At 64.9% G+C, this 18,859-nt stretch carries 16 protein-coding genes and 1 pseudogene; 6 read left to right on the top strand and 11 right to left on the bottom strand.

Annotated elements, in window-relative coordinates:
* Positions 1–125 precede the first annotated feature (125 nt).
* Together P6U27_RS08525 and P6U27_RS08520 are read left to right on the top strand one after the other, a co-directional pair.
* On the top strand, positions 126–932 hold the full coding sequence (locus P6U27_RS08525; RefSeq protein ID WP_376707304.1) for a YkgJ family cysteine cluster protein: 807 nt from the start codon (positions 126–128) through the stop codon (positions 930–932).
* A 105-nt stretch (positions 933–1,037) separates the two neighbouring features.
* Complete coding sequence (locus P6U27_RS08520) at positions 1,038–2,552, top strand: ATP-binding protein (RefSeq protein ID WP_122401788.1); 1,515 nt, start codon at positions 1,038–1,040, stop codon at positions 2,550–2,552.
* 158 nt (positions 2,553–2,710) lie between these two features.
* Here P6U27_RS08520 and P6U27_RS08515 read toward each other — a convergent pair whose 3' ends face one another.
* From P6U27_RS08515 to P6U27_RS08480, 8 genes are all read right to left on the bottom strand, one after another.
* Positions 2,711–3,451 carry an ABC transporter ATP-binding protein gene (locus tag P6U27_RS08515; protein WP_122401787.1) on the bottom strand — a complete coding sequence of 247 codons (741 nt, stop codon included), beginning with the start codon at positions 3,449–3,451 and terminating at the stop codon, positions 2,711–2,713.
* Positions 3,448–4,296: an ABC transporter ATP-binding protein gene (locus P6U27_RS08510; RefSeq protein WP_162500152.1), complete on the bottom strand. Its 849-nt coding sequence runs from the start codon at positions 4,294–4,296 to the stop codon at positions 3,448–3,450. Before P6U27_RS08510 ends, P6U27_RS08515 begins: the two co-directional genes overlap by 4 nt.
* Positions 4,296–6,119 carry an ABC transporter permease gene (locus tag P6U27_RS08505; protein WP_122401785.1) on the bottom strand — a complete coding sequence of 608 codons (1,824 nt, stop codon included), beginning with the start codon at positions 6,117–6,119 and terminating at the stop codon, positions 4,296–4,298. The genes P6U27_RS08510 and P6U27_RS08505 overlap by 1 nt, the downstream gene beginning before the upstream one ends.
* Positions 6,120–6,176: 57 nt before the next feature.
* Positions 6,177–7,334: an ABC transporter substrate-binding protein gene (locus tag P6U27_RS08500; protein WP_122406483.1), complete on the bottom strand. Its 1,158-nt coding sequence runs from the start codon at positions 7,332–7,334 to the stop codon at positions 6,177–6,179.
* A 59-nt stretch (positions 7,335–7,393) separates the two neighbouring features.
* Positions 7,394–7,969, bottom strand: a complete 576-nt coding sequence (locus tag P6U27_RS08495; RefSeq protein ID WP_407193852.1) for an alkylhydroperoxidase domain protein — start codon at positions 7,967–7,969, stop codon at positions 7,394–7,396.
* 11 nt (positions 7,970–7,980) lie between these two features.
* Positions 7,981–8,580, bottom strand: a complete 600-nt coding sequence (locus tag P6U27_RS08490; RefSeq protein WP_164937246.1) for a CMD domain protein — start codon at positions 8,578–8,580, stop codon at positions 7,981–7,983.
* A 33-nt stretch (positions 8,581–8,613) separates the two neighbouring features.
* Entirely contained in the window at positions 8,614–9,651 is a 1,038-nt protein-coding gene (locus P6U27_RS08485) for a putative FMN-dependent luciferase-like monooxygenase (protein WP_129146094.1), read from the bottom strand.
* Positions 9,652–9,787: 136 nt separating this feature from the next.
* On the bottom strand, positions 9,788–10,582 hold the full coding sequence (locus tag P6U27_RS08480) for a MetQ/NlpA family ABC transporter substrate-binding protein (protein ID WP_122401781.1): 795 nt from the start codon (positions 10,580–10,582) through the stop codon (positions 9,788–9,790).
* Positions 10,583–10,883: 301 nt separating this feature from the next.
* Between P6U27_RS08480 and P6U27_RS08475 the strand changes: the two genes are divergently transcribed.
* Entirely contained in the window at positions 10,884–12,671 is a 1,788-nt protein-coding gene (locus P6U27_RS08475) for a peptide ABC transporter substrate-binding protein (RefSeq protein WP_122401780.1), read from the top strand.
* A 522-nt stretch (positions 12,672–13,193) separates the two neighbouring features.
* Here the strand turns inward: P6U27_RS08475 and P6U27_RS08470 are convergent.
* Entirely contained in the window at positions 13,194–13,355 is a 162-nt protein-coding gene (locus P6U27_RS08470; RefSeq protein WP_122401778.1) for a DUF2934 domain-containing protein, read from the bottom strand.
* 375 nt (positions 13,356–13,730) lie between these two features.
* Here P6U27_RS08470 and P6U27_RS08465 point away from each other — a divergent pair, with 375 nt between their 5' ends.
* The 3 genes and pseudogenes from P6U27_RS08465 to P6U27_RS08455 all read left to right on the top strand — a co-directional run bounded on the left by P6U27_RS08465 (position 13,731) and on the right by P6U27_RS08455 (position 15,357).
* On the top strand, positions 13,731–14,150 hold the full coding sequence (locus tag P6U27_RS08465; RefSeq protein ID WP_162500551.1) for a CBS domain-containing protein: 420 nt from the start codon (positions 13,731–13,733) through the stop codon (positions 14,148–14,150).
* Between the two features lie 86 nt (positions 14,151–14,236).
* Positions 14,237–14,680: pseudogene (locus P6U27_RS08460) on the top strand (hypothetical protein); the annotation flags it as partial.
* Positions 14,681–14,844: 164 nt separating this feature from the next.
* A complete protein-coding gene (locus tag P6U27_RS08455) occupies positions 14,845–15,357 on the top strand; it encodes a Kelch repeat-containing protein (protein ID WP_407193851.1) in 513 nt (170 codons plus the stop codon).
* A gap of 68 nt (positions 15,358–15,425) precedes the next feature.
* On the opposite strand, the gene P6U27_RS08450 is transcribed toward P6U27_RS08455, so the two are convergent.
* Positions 15,426–18,368, bottom strand: coding sequence for a transketolase (locus P6U27_RS08450; RefSeq protein ID WP_407193850.1), 2,943 nt, complete (start codon positions 18,366–18,368; stop codon positions 15,426–15,428).
* A complete protein-coding gene (locus P6U27_RS08445; protein ID WP_129146092.1) occupies positions 18,365–18,577 on the bottom strand; it encodes a hypothetical protein in 213 nt (70 codons plus the stop codon). Before P6U27_RS08445 ends, P6U27_RS08450 begins: the two co-directional genes overlap by 4 nt.
* Between the last annotated feature and the right edge of the window lie 282 nt (positions 18,578–18,859).

Below are 18,859 nucleotides of genomic sequence, written 5' to 3'. Positions count from 1 at the left end.
CTTCTTGCCGGCAGAGAGATGAGCAACATATCTTCCTAACTCAGGTGTCTACGACCTGTTTGCCGGTCTGCTTTCCGGCGCGATCGCAATGCACGGCTGAAAGAACAACAACAATGGATCAGGCGATGCTGAGCATCGTCCGCGCGGTGGAGGCAGGCGCGACGACGATGAAGGCCGTGATCGACGCCACCGGACTATCCCGTCTCAAGATCGAACGTGCGTTGACCGCGCTGGAGAAGCAGAAGCTGCTGGTCCGTGACGGCCAGGGCTTTCGCGCGACCGGTCTGCCGAAGGCGGCGCCTCCCGCCCGGCAGTGCGGCTCATGCAACGCCTGCTGCGATATCCTCGAAGTGGCCGCCGTCGACAAGCCGGTGAACCAGCTCTGCCGGCATTGGCAGCAAGGGACCGGATGCACCATTTACGACCGCCGCCCGCAGATGTGCCGATCGTTCGCCTGCGCCTGGCTGCAGGGCCATCTCGATGACGACTGGTTTCCCGAGAAAGCCGGCCTCGTGGTGCATTTCAGCCAGGACGCCGTCAATGTCACCGTCGACGACGATTGCCCGGACCGCTGGCGCGAAGAGCCGTATTTCAGCAAGCTCGCCGAATGGTCGCTGAACGGCATCAGGCGGATCGGAAACCGGGGCTATGCCACCCTCGTCGTCTCCGGCACTGAGCGCTTCCTGCTGCTTGGACGCACCGTCATTCCCGAGCCGACGCCGTTCGGCACCGCGTTCCTGCCGCTCACGGCTGACACTTTCCGGTTCTGGCGGGCGAAGTCGCCCGAGCATTTGCGACGGCTGCACGAGCGCATCGCCGAGATCGAACGGATCAGGCAGGAATTCGGATCCTGCGCCATCCCTGAGAACGAGGACGACGATCCGCAACCGCCCTATCGGCCCGCGCTTCTACGGTTGTCGCATCACGCCTGAACTCCGCCGTGGGCAACACGGCCTGATTCGCGCGCTGGCGCTCGACGCGCCTCGGTCGGGTTGATAAGTCCCTGTCCGCGAATGACGGGGACTTGAGTCGGGGACATGACGGTTGCAATCGAGATGGGGCAGACCACGGCAGGCGCCGCGGCCGCCATGGACCTCGAGGAACTGCTGGCGACCCGCCTCCTGGTGCAGGGCAATTCGGGCTCCGGCAAGTCGCATCTGTTGCGGCGGCTGCTGGAGCAGAGCGCGCCCTGGGTGCAGCAGGCCATCATCGATCCCGAAGGCGATTTCGTCACGCTGGCCGAGCGCTTCGGCCATCTCGTGATCGACGCCGAGGATCACACCGAGCGCGGCCTTCAGGTTGCCGGCGAGCGCGCGCGGCTGCATCGCGTCTCCACCGTGCTCAATCTCGAGGGGCTGGATGCCGAGAACCAGATGCGGCGCGCCGCGGCGTTCCTCGGCGGAATGTTCGATGTCGATCGCGACCATTGGTACCCGATGCTGGTGGTGGTGGACGAGGCGCAGCTGTTCGCACCGGCGGTCGCCGGTGAAGTCTCGGACGAGGCGCGAAAACTCTCGCTCGGCGCCATGACCAACCTGATGTGCCGCGGCCGCAAGCGCGGGCTTGCCGGCATCATCGCGACCCAGCGCCTCGCCAAGCTCGCCAAGAACGTCGCGGCGGAAGCCTCGAACTTCCTGATGGGCCGCACCTTCCTCGACATCGACATGGCGCGCGCCGCCGATCTGCTCGGCATGGAGCGGCGGCAGGCCGAGGCCTTTCGCGATCTCGAGCGCGGGCAATTCATGGCGCTGGGACCGGCGCTGTCGCGCCGGCCGCTGCGTCTGAATATCGGCTCGACCGAGACCTCCCCGCGCAATTCGACTCCTCGGCTGATGCCGCTGCCGGAAGCGACGCTGGAAGATGCGCGCGCCGTGATCCTGGCGGCGCCGCCGCCCGATGCCAGCCGGCCGCAGCGCTGGCCCGCGCCGGATCTGCTGGAGCAGCTTCGCGCGGCGAAAGCCGCCGCCGCGCCGGAGATCCGGCCCGAGCTGGCCGAGGTGCCGGTCAGCGCCGAAGAGCTCGCGGAGCGGCGCGAGCGTGTCGACCGCACGTTGCGCGCCGTGCTGGCCGAGCCCGACGCCGGCTTCCGCGCCATCGGCGTGCTCTATCAAGAATTCGTGGTCCGCTGCCGCATCGAGGGGCTCGGCGCGGCGGTGCCTGATCTCAACGAATTCCGCCGCATGCTGACGCATGCGCGCGCCGGGCTCGGGACCGATCTCGCTGAAGACGACGCCTGGCAGGAGGTGTCGCTCCGCGCCTCGATCCTGCCCGACGACATGCAGGGCGTGTTCATGATGATCGCGCGCGCGGCCAAGGAAGGCTGGCCGTGCCCCGGCGATGCCGCGATCGCGCGCGCCTACGGCTCGCACTCGCTGCGCCGCGCGCAGCGGCTGCTCGGCTACATGGAGGAGCAGGGCCTGATCGTCGTCCAGCTCGACGGCGCCGGCCGCCGGATCGTCACGCTGGTGGAGCTGGCCTGGGCCACGGCGCCGGGCGATCCCAATGGCGATGATCTGCCGGTGGACCAGGTCGCGAGCGCGGCGTCGGCCTGATATGAGATGGAGGTCGTCATGCCCGGGCTTGTCCCGGGCATCCACGTTGTTCGTGCCGGGAGGCAAGACGTGGATGGCCGGGTCATAGGCGAGCGCAAGCGACGCCGTCCTTCGGACGGCTATGTCCTGCCATGACGTGGAGAGGTCAGCACATTGCGTCAGGCCGCCTCGGAGCCGCCGAGATAGGCGTCGCGCACCCGGGGATCGTCCTTCAGCGCGCGCGCCGGGCCTGACAGCACGATCTTGCCGGTCTGCAGCACATAGGCCTCGTGTGCGATCTCCAGCGCGAGACTGGCGTTCTGCTCGACCATGAACACCGAGACGCCTTCCTGGTTGATGGTGCGGATCAGCTCCAGCACGCGGTCGACATAGAGCGGCGACAGGCCCATGGTCGGCTCGTCCATCACGATCATCCTGGGACGGCTCATCAACGCGCGCGCCATGGCGACCATCTGCTGCTCGCCGCCGGACAAGGAGCCGGCGCGCTGCGACAGCCGCTGGCCGAGCTTCGGAAACAGCGTCAGCATCCTGTCGAGATCCTGCGCCACCGCGTCGCGGTCGTTGCGCACGAAGGCGCCCATCAAAATGTTTTCGCGCACGCTCATGTCCGCGAACAGCCGCCGCGCCTCCGGCACCGAGGCGATGCCGCGGCGGACGATCTGCGGCGTGGAAAGGCCGACCAGCGAAGCGCCGTCGAAGCTCACCTCGCCCGAACGCGGCTTCACCAGACCCAGAATGATCTTCATCGTCGTCGACTTGCCGCTGGCATTGCCGCCGAGCAGGCAGACGATGTGGCCGCGCGCGACCGTGATCGACAGGTCGAAATGCACCTGGGCCTGGCCGTAGAAGGTGTTGACGCCCGACAGCGCCAGCAGCGGTTCGGGTGCGCTCGTCGTCATGCCGCGCTCTCCTGCTCCGCCGCGCCCGACAGGCCGTGGCCGAGATAGGCCTCGATCACCTTGGGATCGCTCCGCACCACCTCGCCCGGCCCTTCCGCGATCTTCTTGCCCTCGTCCATGACGATGACGCGGTCGGACAGGCGCATCACCATCTCCAGCTTGTGCTCGATCAGCAGGATGGTCAGCCCTTCGGTCTTGAGCTCGGCGACGAGCGCCTGCATCTCCGCGGTTTCGGTCGGGTTCATGCCGGCGGTCGGCTCGTCCAGCAGCAACAGGCGCGGCTTCAGCGCCAGCGCCCGGGCGATCTCGACGCGGCGGCGGTTGGCGTAGGACAGGCTATAGGCCGGCTGGTCGATGCGCGGCAGCAGCCGTTCGCCGAAGCGGGCGAGAATGGCTTTCACTTCCTCGCGCAACCGCTCCTCCTCGGCCTTCACGCCGGCCGGGCGCAGCAGCGCCAGGCCGAGTTCGAGCAGCGGGCCGATCACCGGCACGGCCGGCTTCACGGCACGCAGCCGCGTATGCGCGCCGATCAGGACATTGTCCATCACGCTGAGATTGCCGAATACGCGGCCGAGCTGGAAGGTCCGCGCGATGCCTTCGGCCGCAAGCCGTTCCGGCGAGAGACCGGTGATATCCTGGCCTTCGAAGCGTACTGCGCCTTCATCCGGCCGATCGAGACCGGTCACGAGGTTGAACAGCGTCGTCTTGCCGGCGCCGTTCGGGCCGATGATGCTGATGAGCTCGCCTTTGGCGAGGTCGAGATCGATCGCATTGACCGCGGTGAGGCCGCCGAAGCGGCGCGTCAGCCCGCGCAGGGACAGCATGGGATTGTGCTGCTCCGACATCAGATCGTCCCCAACAGGCCCTGCGGCCTGAATCGCACCAGCAAGAGCAGCACGATGCCGTAGATCAGGATGCGATACTCCGCCGCGATCCGGAACACCTCGGGCAAGCCGACCAGCGCCACCGATCCAACAATCGCGCCGACCACGTTGCCGAGGCCGCCGAGGATGACGACCGTCAGCGCCAGGATGGACTGCTGCGTGTTGAAGGTCTCGTGGTTGATGTAGGAATAGAGATGCGCGGCGATGCCGCCGCTGACGCCGGCGGCGAAACCGCCGAAGATGAAGGCCAGCGATTTATAGCGGTTCAGGCTGAGGCCATAGGCGCGCGCGGCAATGTCGTCGTCGCGGATGGCACGGAAGCTGCGGCCGAGATGCGAAGTGAGCAGCCGCCCTTGCAGCAGGGCCAGCACGACCATCACCGCAAGGCTGAACCAGTAGACTGAGGACGGGCTGATCAGGTCGTAGCCGAACAGCGACAGCGGCGGGATGCCGGAGATGCCGATCGGACCGCGTGTCACGCTCTCCCAGTTCAGGATCACCAGCGACACGATCTCGCCGATGGCGAGCGTCGCGATCGACACATAATGCCCGCGCAGGCGGAAGGACGGCGAGATCAAGAGCGTGCCGAGCGCAGCGCTCACGAGGCCGCCGCCGATGACCGCGAGGCCGACCGGAACGTTGAGGGTCAACGACAGCAACGCCGACGTATAGGCGCCGATCGCCAGCAGCGCGGCGTGTCCGAGCGAGACCTGCCCCATCGTGCCCGCGACCAGCGTGAGGCTGAGCGCGAGCATGCCGAGCAGCCAGGCGTTGATCAGCGTCTGGAGCACGTAGAAGGATACCGGGAAGAGCGGCAGGACGGCAAAGCCGGCAGCAGCAACAGCCAGGACCCAACGTGGAATGCGCACCGGGCGGCTCGGGGCGATGAAGGTGCCGGTGAGCGGCTCCGGCGGCGCCTGCCGCGCGCTGGCGAACAGGCCGTTCGGGCGCAGCACCAGCACGACGACCAGCAGCAGGAAGGCGAACAGGTTGCGGTAGCTGGTGCCGAACACGGCAACGCCGTAGCTCTCGACCAATCCCAGCAGCAGGCTGCCGATCACCGCACCCGGCACGTTGCCGGCGCCACCGACGACTTCGGCAACGACGCCCTTCAGCGTCGCCTGCAGGCTCATCGCGGTGTCGATCTGGTTGTAGTACATGCCGACCAGCATGCCGGAGACGCCGCCGAGCGCAGCGGCGATGCCGAACACCGCCTGATTGACGCGGTTGACGTCGACGCCCATTTGCATCGCCGCGTCGCGGTCCTGCGAGGCGGCGCGCACCGCCCAGCCGAGCTTGCTGTAGCGCAGGAACACGAACAGCAGCAGCGCGCTGCTGATGCCGACGCCGGCGATGAGCAGATCAAGCGGTCCGATCGTGCCGCCGCCGAGCTGGAAGCGCACGTCCGGCAGCTGGCTCGGCAGCGCGCGCGGATTGGGCGAGAAGGTCAGCATCACCAGCTGGTCGAGCACGAAGCTGATGCCGATGGTCGCGAGCAGCGGCGCGATGCGCACGGAGTTCTGCAGCGGACGGAGGCCGAACCGTTCGATGATCAGGCCGACCACCGCGGCAGTCGCCGCCACCACGATGATGGTGAGCGGCAGCGGCGTATGCAACTGCACCACCGCGACCCAGCCGATATACGCGCCGACCAGATAGATCGAGCCTTGCGCGAAGTTGATCAGCCGGCTGACGCCGAAGATCAGCGCGAGCCCCACTGCAACGAGGGCGTAGACATTGCCGACGATCAGCCCGTTGATCGTGTAGTCGAGCCAGGAAGACAAACGTTGATCCCCGCGTAGAAAGGAAGGCGGCCGGAGCGGCGCGCTCCGGCCATCAGGTCAGGTCGGCTTGCCGTCCCAGAGCGCGAACTGGCCCTTGCGCACGACGAGCTCGGCGTTCATCGCGCCCTTGACGCGGCGGCTCTCGACGTCGAACGTTGCCGAACCGAAGATGACGCTGGAGACGTCCTTCACTTTCGCGAAGGCATCGCGGATGGCGCGGCGATCGGTGCCGCCGATCTTGAGGACGGCGGCGGCCATGTTCATGGCATCATAGGAATAGGCGTTGAAGGCGTCGGGCTCTTGTCCATTGTACTTGGCTTTGAAGCCCGCAATGAACTTCTTCACCTCGGACCGCGGATCTTCCGGGAAGTAGCGTGTGCCGAGATGGACGTCCTCGACCGCCTCGCCGCCGAGCTCCAGGAATTTCGGCGAATAGACCGAGCTTGCCGCGCAGATCGTCTGCTTCAGGCCGACCTGACGGGCCTGGCGCGCGATCAGCGCGCCGTCGGAATAATAGGAGATCAGGATCAGCCCGTCCGGGTTGGCGTCGCGCACGCGCACCAGGGTCGAGCGGAAGTCGCGTTCCTCGGCGATGTAGCCCTCGGTCACCGCGATCTCGGCGCCGTATTCCTTCGCGGCCTTGACGAAATAATCGCGGCTGGTGCGGCCCCAATCGGTGTTGAGGTGCAGCACCGCGAGCTTCTTGAGACCAAGACGCTTGACGGCATAGGCCGCGAGCAACGGCTGCTCGTCGGCCTGGCTCACGGACGTACTCCACATGAAGTCGCCGCCCTTGGTGAAATCGGGGTGCGAATTGGTGAAGCCGAACTGCACGAGTCCGCCGCGCTGATAGATTGGGGATGCCGCCATCGAGGCGGGACTGGAGAAGTCGCCAAGCTCCATGACGATGCGCGGATCGGACACGAACTTCTGGGCGATCGCCACCGACTGGCGCGGATCGCTCTGGCTGTCCTCGAATTGATAGGCGAGCTTGCGGCCGTTGATGCCGCCGGCGGCGTGGATCTCGTCCAGCGCGAGATCAAAGCCCTGCTTCCACTGCGCGCCATATTGCGCGTTCGGTCCTGTGAGGGGGCCGCTGACGCCGAGCAGGATCGGTTCGGAGGATTGCGCGAGCGCGGCGCGCGAGAAGGCTGCTCCCGCCACCACGGCGGCGAGAGAGCCCCTGACCAGGGTACGGCGATCGATGTTGCTCATGCACGGCTCCATCCATTCATTGTTGAAACAAGCAGCAATTCTCGTGCCGGTGAGATTGCCTATTTCGAGGGCTCGCCGAGCGACAGCATCAGCCGGTTCGCCCAGTTGAAGAACGAGGCGCCGTTGATGACGTCGACGATCTCGGCATCGTCGAGGCCGGCGCGGCGCAGCTCCGCGATGTTGTCAGGACCGAACGCGATCGGCGTCTCGGCCAGCGCCACCGAGGCCTTGACCACCGCATTCCAGCGCTCGCCGAGATCCGCACCAACGCCTTCATCGAGCAGACGCTGCACGTCGTCGCGGCGCTTGGAATAGGTGCTGGCAAACCGCGCATGCACGGAGGCGCAATAAATGCAGCCGTTGTAGCGCGACGTCGCAGCCGCCGCGAGCTCGCGCTCGGCGCGCGGCAGGCCGTCGGCGACGTTGTAGAAGATGTCCTTGTCGGTCTTGGTGCGGACTTCCAGGACTTCAGGGTCGCGCACCAGCAGGCGGAAATATTCGGACTTGGCGCGGGCGCGGTCGACGAGGCCGGCGAAATGTCGTTCGGTCAGCTCGGCCTCGGGCAGCGGGTCGATCCACGAAACCCAGCCGAGCTCGTCCTGGGTGAAGACGACGGGCGGATTGACGGTGCTCATGATGCAACCTCCTACGCGCTTGCCGCTGCGAGCGTGCGCAAGCCGCTGACGACGCGGACCTGGAACGACAGGAACGCGACGAGCTGGGAAAACGTGACGATGCCGGTGGTCGACCAGCCGGCGGCCAGCAGCGTCTTCATGTCGGCGGATGCGGCATCGCGCGGACGGAAGACCAGAAGATGCGCATGCTCCAGCGCCGCGACAAGCCGGGCGCCGAGCTCGGACTTGCGCTCCGCACTGACGCGATAGATCAAACCAGCCTTGTCCTCCACCGACAGCGGGCCGGCCGGAAAAGCGCCATAGGGACCCGACGTCTTGCCGCGCGCGATCTCGGACCTGATCGGCTCGACCAGCGCCGCGCCATCCGCGCTCGCGGCAAGCTTCTCGCGATAGAAGGCGGCGACGGGGGACTCGCCATGGAGCCCGGTCACGAAGGCCGCGACTGCGGCGCGTTCGGCAAGCGAGAAATCACTGGCGTCGATCGGCTCGAACAGCGAGAGATAGCTCTTCTGCGCGTTCTCGCGCGCCTGCAGGCGACGCGCGCGGATGGCGTCGAGAGCCGATCCTGGCTCGATCCCGGCAAGCATGTCGATGATGTCTTTCGTTCTCATCATTCAGCCTCATCCAATTCCGTAAAGTCGCGGCTAGCCCGCCAGCGCCACATCGGGTGCCGCCGTCCTGATCCAGCCCAGCGCCGGCGCCACCTTCTCCGCGACCAGCTCGATCGAGCGCAGGACATAAGGATGCGGCGCGTCGACCGAATGCACCTGGAAGACGAGATCGGTCACCCGCTCCAGCGTGGCGTCGGTGCGGAGCGAGGCGATCACCTCGTCGGCGGCGCCGACATGAGTGTCGAACGCGGTGATCATCTCCTCCAGCGTCTCGCCCGGCGGAAGGTGACCACCCTTCATGAATTGCGGCAGGGCGCGGCGCAGTCCGATATCGGCAAGGCGCATCGCCTCGCGATGATCGTCGGCGACGAAGACGCTGCGCGAAGCCATGATGCGCGGTTCGCAGCCCGGCGGCAGCGCTGCGAGATAGGCGTCGATGATCGGATTCTGGATCTCGGCGAGCGTGGCCTTCGGCGCCTCCTTGGCCCGCGGCTGGGTGCGCGACAACAAGAGACCATCGCCGGCCTTGCCGGCCCTGGCGCCGCCGGCGACGGAGAACGTCGCCTGCCAGATCCGCTTGTCCAGTTGCGGCCGCTGCGGATAGAGCGTGTCGCCGCCGTCGAGCGGCTTGCCGGTCAGCGCCTTGCGGACGATGTCCAGATTGCGCGCAAAGATCTCGTTGCGCTGGGCGCTGTCGAGGCCGAAGGCGGCGAAGGCGGACGGGTTGCCGCCGGTGCCGACGCCGAGCTCAAACCGGCCATTGCAGAGGAGATCGAGCACCGCGGCGTCCTCCGCCACCCTCACCGCATTCTCCAGCGGCAGCGTGACGATGCCGGTGCCGAGACGGATGCGCGAGGTTTGCGCTGCGACGTAACCCAGGAAGGTGAAGGGCGACGGCAGGCCGCCCTCGCGCTCGTGGAAATGATGCTGCGCGATCCACGCGGAATCGAGGCCCGCCCGTTCGGCACGGACGATCTGCTCGGCCGCGAAGCGATATCGCTCGGCGGCCGGAGCCTCGTCGAGCAGCCGCGTGAAGAAGCCCAGGCGTTTCAGGTTTGCAAAGCGTTTCATAAGACCCCTGTCGGGCGAGGATGGGCCCCGATGATGTCGGTTGCCGCGGCTCCAGACAAGCGGGCATTGCGCAAGGCTCATACGCAAGGCTGTGCGCCGGATCGCCCTTTACATGGACTTTACGCGGGCAGTCTGCCTACCAGCTCGGCAGCACCGCGCCCTTGAACTTGGTCAGGACGAATTCCTTGACCTCGGGCGTGTGATAGCTGTCGACGAGGATCTTGACCCAGGGCTTGTCCTTGTCGACGGTGCGCACCGCGATCAGGTTGACGTAGGGCCCCTTCGGATCCTCGCGCAGGATCGGGTCCTTCACAGGATCGAGGCCCGCCTGGGTTGCATAGTTGGTGTTGATCGCGGCTGCGTCGACGTCGTCGAGCGCGCGCGGGGCCTGCGCCGCATCGACCTCGATGAACTTCAGCTTCTTAGGGTTCTCGGTGATGTCGAGCACCGTCGGCTTGAAGCCGACACCGTCCTTCAGCTTGATCACGCCCTTGTCGCGGAGCAGCAGCAGCACGCGGCCGCCATTGGTCGGATCGTTCGGGATCGAGACCTTGCCTCCCTCGGGGATATCGGCGAAGGCCTTGTGCTTCTTCGAATAGACGCCGATCGGGAAGTTCACGGTCAGGCCGACCGACTCGATCTTGTAACCGCGGTCGGCCTTCTGATTGTCCAGGTAAGGCTGGTTCTGGAACGAATTGGCCTGGATCTCCCCGGCATCGAGCGCGGCGTTCGGCACCACGTAATCCGAGAACTCGAGCAGTTGGATGTCGAGCCCCTGCTTGGCGGCGATCGGCTTCACGGCTTCGAGGATCTGCGCATGCGGTCCCGGCGTCACGCCAATCTTGATGGTCTCGGCTGAAGCCACGGCCGACCACACGGCCAGCACGGCGGAGAGAATCAGGGGAAGGCGAAACGACATCTTGGTCTCCATGGAGTCGGCGGTAACGATTGGAACCGTATTCTCTTTTCTGCGCCGCGAAATCAATGAAATGAAAATCCATATTGGCCGGCCATCGCGGGCAACCCTTCTCCAATCGATCTCAATCGGGAAACGGATGCAGAGGGCCGGGAACGTGCACCACGAGCGCCTGACGGCATCGCGGCAAAGCGGCGCACCCCCCGCGCACCGGTCGCGGAGCGTCCGCCCCTCTTTGACTCCACCACGCCCGACGTGCTGAGTTAGAGCGCACTAAGCCGGCGACGACGTTACTTCGCGAGGTGGAGATCATCCGATGGACGAGACCGAAATCCGCAATCTGGTCGCGGAGGTGAAGCAAGGCACGCTGTCGCGGCGCTCGTTCATCAGGACAATGGCCGCGGTCGGAATCGCGGCGCCGATCGCGAGCCAGATCCTGGTGTGGCACGATGTGGCCATGGCGGACGCCACGCTGCCGTACAAGCCGACGAAGGCGGGCGGCGGCGGCACGCTCAAGATCCTGCTCTGGCAGGCACCTACCCTGCTCAATCCGCATTTCGCGCTCGGCACCAAGGACCAGATCGCCTCGCGCATCTTCTTCGAGCCGCTCGCCGGCTGGGACAAGGAGGGTAACCTCATCCCCTGCCTCGCCGCCGAGGCTCCGTCCAAGGCGAACGGCGGCCTCGCGGCCGACGGCATGAGCGTGATCTGGAAGCTGAAGCAGGGCGTCAAGTGGCATGACGGCAAGCCCTTCACCGCCGACGACGTCGTCTTCACTTGGCAGTACGCCGCCGACCTCGCCACCGCGGCCTACACCACGGGCTCCTACAAGGACATCAAGGTCGACAAGATCGACGACCATACGGTCAAGGTGAACTTCAAGGCGCCGACGCCGTTCTGGGCCGATCCGTTCGTCGGCGCGGTCGGGATGATCCTGCCAAAGCATCATTTCGGCGATTATATCGGCGCAAAGTCACGCGAAGCGCCAGGCAATCTGAAACCGGTCGGCACCGGCCCATACAAATTCGTCGAGTTCAAGCCGGGCGACATGATCCGCGCCGAGCGCAACCCCGACTATCACATCAAGAACCAACCGCATTTCGACACGCTCGAGGTCAAGGGCGGCGGCGACGCGGTGTCTGCGGCGCGCGCCGTGCTGCAGACCGGCGAATACGACTTCGCCTGGAACATGCAGGTGGAGGAGGAGGTCCTCAAGCGCATGGAGGCGGGCGGCAAAGGCAAGCTCGACATCACGCCTTCCGGCAATGTCGAGTTCATCATCCTCAACACGACGGACCCCTGGACCGAGGTCGACGGCGAGCGTTCGAGCGTCAAGACCAAGCACCCGACGCTGTCCGACCCCGCCGTTCGCCGCGCGATCAATCTCTTGATCGACCGCGATTCGATCCAGAAGTTCATCTACGGACGCGGCGCCATCGCAACCGCGAGCTTCGTCAACGCGCCCAATCAGTTCAAGTCCCCCAAGCTGAAATATGCGTTCGACATCGACAAGGCCAACAAGATCCTCGACGAGGCCGGCTGGACCAGGGGCGCGGACGGCATCCGCGAGAAGGACGGCAAGAGGCTCAAATACGTATTCCAGACCTCGACCAACGCCCCGCGCCAGAAGACCCAAGCCATCATCAAGCAGGCCTGCCAGAAGGCCGGCATCGACATCGAGATCAAGGCGGTCACCGCCTCGGTGTTCTTCTCCTCCGATGTCGGCAATCCCGACACCTATTCGAAATTTTATGCCGACATGGAGATGTACAATACGACGCAGCCGCAGCCCGATCCGGAGCGCTTGCTGAACCAGTGCGTCTCCTGGGAGATCGCCACCAAGGACAACAAATGGCTCGGCCGCAACAATTCACGCTATTCCGATCCCGAAGCCGACAAGGCCTACAAGGCCGCGCAGAACGAGCTCGATCCGGTCAAGCGCGCCGCGCTGCTGATGAAGGTCGACGAGATCTTCTGCGAGGCCCACGTGTTCCTGCCGCTGCTCTCCCGCCACGTCGTCAACGCGGGCGCCAATAACCTGATGATCGACATCTCGGGCTGGGACACCATCACGTGGAATCTGGCGGCGTGGTATCGGAGCTGAGGGAGACAGGCGACGGCTCTGGTGTTCCGGACAGCTGCAACGCGCATAACCCGTGGAATCTCCTCCACTGTGTGCTCCAAATCACAGCAGAATCACGCACCGTCCTCTATGAAGATTGGGCATGGCCGCAAACAAGGTAACGGCGGTACGCACGAGGCTGGGAAGACGATCAACAGCTACGGACTTTGCGCAGCCGTCAGGGTGAAGAACCCGGCGGCTTTTTCTTTTTGCAGGCTCGGTAGGATGGGTGCAGCGAAGCGAACCCATCAGAATGTTTCTAGTGCGGACGCATGATGGGTTGCCCAAGGGCTCGACCTATCGCACCTTCGAGACGGCGCCGCTAGTGCCACGTCGTGTCTGCTTCCACGATCACCACTCTCACTTCAGGGTCTTCGGTCGTGTTGCAGATGCAGGGCATGCCTTCGCCGCAGCGGCAGCCGCCCAGCTTCTCACTCCAGACTCGGAGCGGATGGTTTTCGCAGACCCATCCGAGACCCTGGCAGAATGGGCACGTCTTGTCGGTCACAGCGTATCCGGCGTCCGCATCGTGTTCGACTTGTCCTCGTTGCGCAGCTCTTGCTCAGCCGCGTGCCAAAACTCCTCCTCGCGGCCTTCGGGCTTGCCGGCCTGCTCCCACAATCGGTGCGCGCGTTCTCTGATCTCTTGCTCGGTCGGCTCGGACAATGGCACCTCCTGCTTGGGAGCACGGCCCCACCCTGGGGGGTATGGGGGGCTTGGAGGCGGGGCCGTGCAGGCCAGCCATCGGCGGCGACGCTGGCCCGCAGAGTCAATCTTCGACCACAGGCAAGAGTTCCTGCGCGCTTGGCCTTGGCGCAGGCCTTCGCAATACGGTGCAGACAACCCATCGGATTCGGCCATTGGAAACGGAAGCCCTTTGGGAAAATAGAAGAGCTCTTGAACCCACTCATGGCGTTGCTTCCGAGTCGCGGAGAAGGGTTCCTCTTCAGGAGCCACCAATTTCGTCTTTGGAACGCGCGCCCCCCGCATCTGTTGAGATTGCAGTCGGAAGAGCCCGCATTAGCGAAGATCAGCGATGTAATGACCCGCGACGCGAAACTCGTAAACCCAAACGACACGATCCAGGACGCGGCAAAGCTGATGAAGGAATGCGATTGTGGTGTATTGCCCGTGCGTGACGGTGACCGACTCGTGGGCATGATCACAGATCGCGATATTGCGGTGCGCTGCATCGCGGACGGCAAAGGGCCGAACAGCAAGGTCCGTGACGCGATGAGCCAGGAGGTGAAATACTGCTTCGAAGACGAGGACATATCTCAAGTCTGCACGAACATGAGTGAGATCCAGGTGCGGCGATTGCCCGTGATGGACCGGAACAAGCGCCTGGTCGGGATCGTGTCGCTTAGCGATTTGGTGCGCCAGTCGGCAGGGACTGCCAAAGCGCTGCATGGAATCGCGCGGCCGAGTCAACAGCACAACCAGAGCTCGCCTGCTGCCTGAGCCTGCTCATCGGCCCATGAGGTCATAGGGTCCTTCATATCGTAGGGACCTCGATATCGCGCAGGGTCTTGGCGATCTCGCATGAAATGACGGGACAGTTGGATTGTGAGCCGCGATGGGATGATGACTGGGCGGAGGAACTGATGGGCAAAGTTCGAGCGCGCTTGACTTCGCTGCTCGCAATCGCAGCGCTGAGTACGGTCTCCCACGTATACGCGCAGGCTCAATGGCGGATGGCTTCCCCGCTCCCTGCACCCGCCGGCGAAATCGTGGGGACCGTCATAGGCGACGAATGGTATGTGCTCGCGGGGTTGGATACGCGAACCCATCGGCCGCTGGGTCTCGTCTACGTCTTCGACACAAAGGCCGGCAGCTGGGCCCAGAAGAGGGCAATGCCCCAACCCGCCCACCATGTCATGACGGCTGCGCTGGACGGAAAAATATATGTGTTTGGCGGCTTCATAAATCCGGCGGGCGAACCTGAGGCAACGAACGAATCCGGCTGGCAACCCGTCGACAGCAGTTGGGTCTTCGATCCGGCAACCGACACCTGGACGCCGCTTGCCCCAATGCCGACACCGCGAGGTGCAGGCTGGGCAGTTGCACTGAATGGCGAGATCTACCTGATCGGTGGAGTTCAGGCTGACGTTCGCGATCCCCCAACGGCGCCATTGTCCCCGGGAGCCCGCAACGCGTGCTCGGGACGGTCGAGCAGTACGATCCCTCCACCGACCAATGGAGCGTTCGCGCGTCGATGCCGACGCCGCGCAACCATCTCTTCGCAGCGGCGGCCGGAGGAAAGATCTACGCGATTGGCGGCAGGATCGGTTCAGCGCAGATCACGGTCGCCGAGGACACAAATGTCGTCGAGGAATATGATCCGGCGCGCGACCAGTGGATTGGCAAAGGACGCGCACCGATCCGGCGCAGCGGAATGGCAGGCGCTGTAGCAGACGGCAAAATTTACGTCGCGGGAGGTGAATATCAGGACTGGGAAGGTGCAAAGGCGTTCTGGGCCGTTCAAAGCTACGATCCGGAGAAGGGGCGGTGGGGCACCCTGCCGCGAATGCAACTCGCACACCATGGTTTCGCGGCTGGGTTGATTGGGGACACGTTGCACATGGCCGGTGGAGGCTTCCAGTCGGACGGAATGCCAACTGTGAACACCAAGACTGCCGTTCACGAGACACCGCAGATCAGACCCTGATTTCAGGATGGCGGGGGACTCATCAAGGAACTGGCTCCAATCGCAGCAAGTGCGCTCGGTACGCGTGGTCAGGCAGCCAACTGCAGGACCTTCGCTTCGATCGACCGACGTGAGATGCCGTACCTGTCGAGTAATTCGTCTTTCGTGACGGAGCGCGGCAGTCGTGCAATCCCCAGCCGATGCACCGGCGCGGTCGAGCCGACCGCGGTCGACACGGCATCGCCCAGCCCACCATCGATCGCGTGGTCCTCGACGACGATCAGCCCCTCGGTATCGCGAGCGGCTGCGGACAGCGTGACGACATCGATGGGTTTCACCGAGTAGGCGTCGATCACGCGGATCGAGATGCCACGTGCGTCGAGCATCTCGGAAGCGGCCAACGCCTCATGTACGGTTATACCGGCCGCGACCACAGTGAGGCGGTCTTGCAGCGACGAGCGCAGCACCTTGGCTCCGCCGATCGGAAACTCCTCCGCATTGGAGTAGATCACCGGCGTCTTCGGCCGCGTGGTCCGGATATAGACGATGCCGTTGGTGCGCGCCGCCGTTGCAGTCAGCCGCTCGGCGCTGACCGCGTCTGCCGGATACAAGACCGTACTCTCGATCAGGGCACGGAACATGGCGAGGTCCTCAAGGCCCATCTGCGATGGGCCGTCCTCGCCGATCGACACGCCGGCATGGCTGCCGCACAGCACGAGATGGGCGGGCCGTGAATACTGCGCCATGCGGATGAAGTCATAAGCGCGCGTGAGGAAGCAGGCGAACGTCGCTGCACATGGGATCTTGCCTGCCGCCGCGAGGCCGAGGGCGACGCCGAGCATGTTCTGCTCGGCGATGAAACCCTCGAAGAAGCGTTCCGGGTATCGGGCCGCGAACGCCTCTGTTCCGGTGGAGTTCTTGACGTCGCCATCAAGCGCCACCATCGCATGTTCCTCACCGCCGAGCCTCTCCAGTGCGCGTCCAAACGCCTCGCGGGTCGCCACCTTGTCGCCCAGCCGATAGGCGGGCGCGGAGCGTGACGCGGTCACGCGCTGCGGGCTTGCCACCTGGCCGACCCGATGCGCCTCGAGCGGCGGCGGAGGCGGCGCATCACCCAATTCTTCGAGCGCCCGCGACATCTGTTCGCGATCGAGCGGTTTGCCGTGCCATCCATCAGCGCCTTCCAGGAACGAGACCCCCTTGCCTTTGATCGTACGCGCGATGATCGCGGTCGGGCCGCCATCATGCGCAGCCCGCAGAGCCGCGAGGATCGCTGTCATATCGTGACCATCGATCTCGATCGTACGCCAGCCGAAGCTCGCGAACCGGCGCGCGAACACCCGGGTGTCGTGGTGATAGGGCGCCGCCTCGCTCTGGCCGAGACCGTTGACGTCGACGATCGCCGTCACGTTCGCAAGACCATTGAGCGAAGCAAACTGCGCGGCCTCCCACACCGACCCTTCCGAGCATTCACCATCGCCAAGCAGACAGAACACGCGAGCGTCGATGCGGTCCAGGCGGTTCGCCGCTGCGAGCCCGTTGGCGGCTGCCAGCCCTTGTCCGAGCGATCCGGTCGCGACCCTGACCCACGGGTTGAGCGGGGTCGGATGGCCTTCCAGCGTGCTGTCGATCCGCCGCAGCGACAGCGGATCCTCGATGATGGCGCCGGCTTCGTGCAGCACCGCCCACAGGATCGGCGCCGCATGGCCCTTCGACAGAACGAATGTGTCGACGTTGCGCGCGGCCGGATCGTGCGGATCCCAGCGCATCTCGCGGAAGAACAGCGCCGCCACGATGTCGGCGCAGGACATGCAGGAGGTGGGATGACCCGAGCCCGCTTCCGTCGTCATGCGGATCACCAATTGCCGCAGCCGCCGGGCCTCTGCCCGCAGATCGTCCACGTCACCGAAAGCCACGGCGCGCTCACCCTTGGCAGCGAACTGCTTGATTAGCGAATCGAACGGATCGATGAACTTCTGGACCGCGTCGTTCTCGAGCTGGGCCGTGACCAGATCTAGCGACACGCCGAGCCGCTCCAGATCTTCCATCATGCGCCGCGCGCTCTGCACGCCGTGCGTGATTGTGGCTTCTACGGTGCCGTGGTCGCGGAACGCGGCGATCGTCTTGCGCGTCATCGTATTGATGGTCATCGGACCGATCAATGGCTCGACATACATGAGGTCCGGATAGTCGGGATTCTTGGTGCTGGTGCTCGCCCATAGCATTCGCTGGACCCGCGCGCCCTTCTCGGCGAGCGCCATCCAGCGATTGCTCGCCACGATATGGCTGAATGTCTGATAGGCAAGCTTGGCGTTGGCGATCGCGATCTTGCCCAGGAGAGCGCGCGGATCAGGATCGGGAGGTGGGCGATCGGGCACGATGCGTTGTCCCAGAAGCCGATCGACGAGCACATCGATGCGACTGAGAAAGAAGCTTGCGACCGAGGCGATGCGCTCGATCGGCCGACCGGCTTCGAGCCGCCGTTCGAGCGCTCGCAGGTAGGCCTCAGCCACCGCTTCATAGCGCGCGATCGAGAACAGCAGCGTGATGTTGATGTTGATGCCTTCGAACAGCAGCTGCTCGATGGCAGGAACGCCTGCCGGAGTGCCCGGAATCTTGATGAACAGGTTGGGCCGGTCAACCAGTGTCCATAGCCTCCGCGCCTCCTCGATCGACGCCTCTGTGTCGTGAGCGAGATGGGGCGAGACTTCGAGGCTTACGAAGCCGTCGACCCCTGCGGTCTCCTCGTAAACCGGACGCAGGATATCACAGGCGTTCCGGACGTCCGTGGTAATCAGCTCTTCGTAGATGCCGACCGGAGACCGGCCCGCCATCGCAGCGCGAGCGATGTCCTGGTCGTAATTCGCGCCTTCCGCGACCGCCTTCTCGAAGATCGCGGGGTTCGAGGTGATGCCACGCAGGCCTTCCTCGGCAACCCGTCGTGCCAGATCGCCGCTATCGATCATTTGCCGGGTGAGATCATCCATCCAGCAGCTCTGGCCTTGCGCCAGGAGTTCGACTGTCCGGTTCATGTGCGATCTCCTTCGTTGGAGTACCTGAAAAACCGACCACGTACCGCCCTATTGCCATTCGCCCTTGTCAGCGGGCCGATGGGACGCTCGCGCGGCGACATCTTGAGCTGGCGGAAGATGCCGGCATTGCGAGCCGTCTCGTGTTCGGTCTCGATATCGATCCCATAGGCGCGCTCGGGATCGACGCGCGCGCCGATCAGGACGAACACGGAGCCTTCGCAATCGAGCAGATGCGGGTCTTCCGAAACCTCCGCCTCCGCGCCTGTGTCGCAACAGAAACCATGTCGCAGCCAATCGTGCTCGACCCGTCTGCCCTGCACCCTGCTCAACGGAATGCAAACGCACGCGTTCCTGAGTTCCGGCTGGAACACGATGCGGCCACACAATTCCTCGCAAGGGGCCGGAGGAGGCTGCGGGAGCTTTAGGAACGACCAAGGCTCAGGTCGCGTTGCCGGTCCGACGCCCCAATGGACCGGATCAGGCTTGCAGCG

The sequence above is a fragment of the Bradyrhizobium sp. STM 3566 genome (assembly GCF_045571445.1).
GTDB classification, from domain to species: domain Bacteria; phylum Pseudomonadota; class Alphaproteobacteria; order Rhizobiales; family Xanthobacteraceae; genus Bradyrhizobium; species Bradyrhizobium vignae.
The sequence above is the reverse complement of the archived record's forward strand: the minus strand, read 5'-3'. Positions and strand labels throughout refer to the sequence as shown.

Bases quoted from the DNA above. Each gene is read 5' to 3' on its own strand.
- P6U27_RS08520 (WP_122401788.1), top strand. From the start codon at position 1,038: ATGACGGTTGCAATCGAGATGGGGCAGACCACGGCAGGCGCCGCGGCC.
- P6U27_RS08490 (WP_164937246.1), bottom strand. From the start codon at position 8,580: ATGAGAACGAAAGACATCATCGACATGCTTGCCGGGATCGAGCCAGGA.
- P6U27_RS08465 (WP_162500551.1), top strand. From the start codon at position 13,731: ATGACCCGCGACGCGAAACTCGTAAACCCAAACGACACGATCCAGGAC.
- P6U27_RS08495 (WP_407193852.1), bottom strand. From the start codon at position 7,969: ATGAGCACCGTCAATCCGCCCGTCGTCTTCACCCAGGACGAGCTCGGC.
- P6U27_RS08485 (WP_129146094.1), bottom strand. From the start codon at position 9,651: ATGAAACGCTTTGCAAACCTGAAACGCCTGGGCTTCTTCACGCGGCTG.
- P6U27_RS08480 (WP_122401781.1), bottom strand. From the start codon at position 10,582: ATGGAGACCAAGATGTCGTTTCGCCTTCCCCTGATTCTCTCCGCCGTG.
- P6U27_RS08500 (WP_122406483.1), bottom strand. From the start codon at position 7,334: ATGAGCAACATCGATCGCCGTACCCTGGTCAGGGGCTCTCTCGCCGCC.
- P6U27_RS08450 (WP_407193850.1), bottom strand. From the start codon at position 18,368: ATGAACCGGACAGTCGAACTCCTGGCGCAAGGCCAGAGCTGCTGGATG.
- P6U27_RS08475 (WP_122401780.1), top strand. From the start codon at position 10,884: ATGGACGAGACCGAAATCCGCAATCTGGTCGCGGAGGTGAAGCAAGGC.
- P6U27_RS08525 (WP_376707304.1), top strand. From the start codon at position 126: ATGCTGAGCATCGTCCGCGCGGTGGAGGCAGGCGCGACGACGATGAAG.
- P6U27_RS08515 (WP_122401787.1), bottom strand. From the start codon at position 3,451: ATGACGACGAGCGCACCCGAACCGCTGCTGGCGCTGTCGGGCGTCAAC.
- P6U27_RS08510 (WP_162500152.1), bottom strand. From the start codon at position 4,296: ATGTCGGAGCAGCACAATCCCATGCTGTCCCTGCGCGGGCTGACGCGC.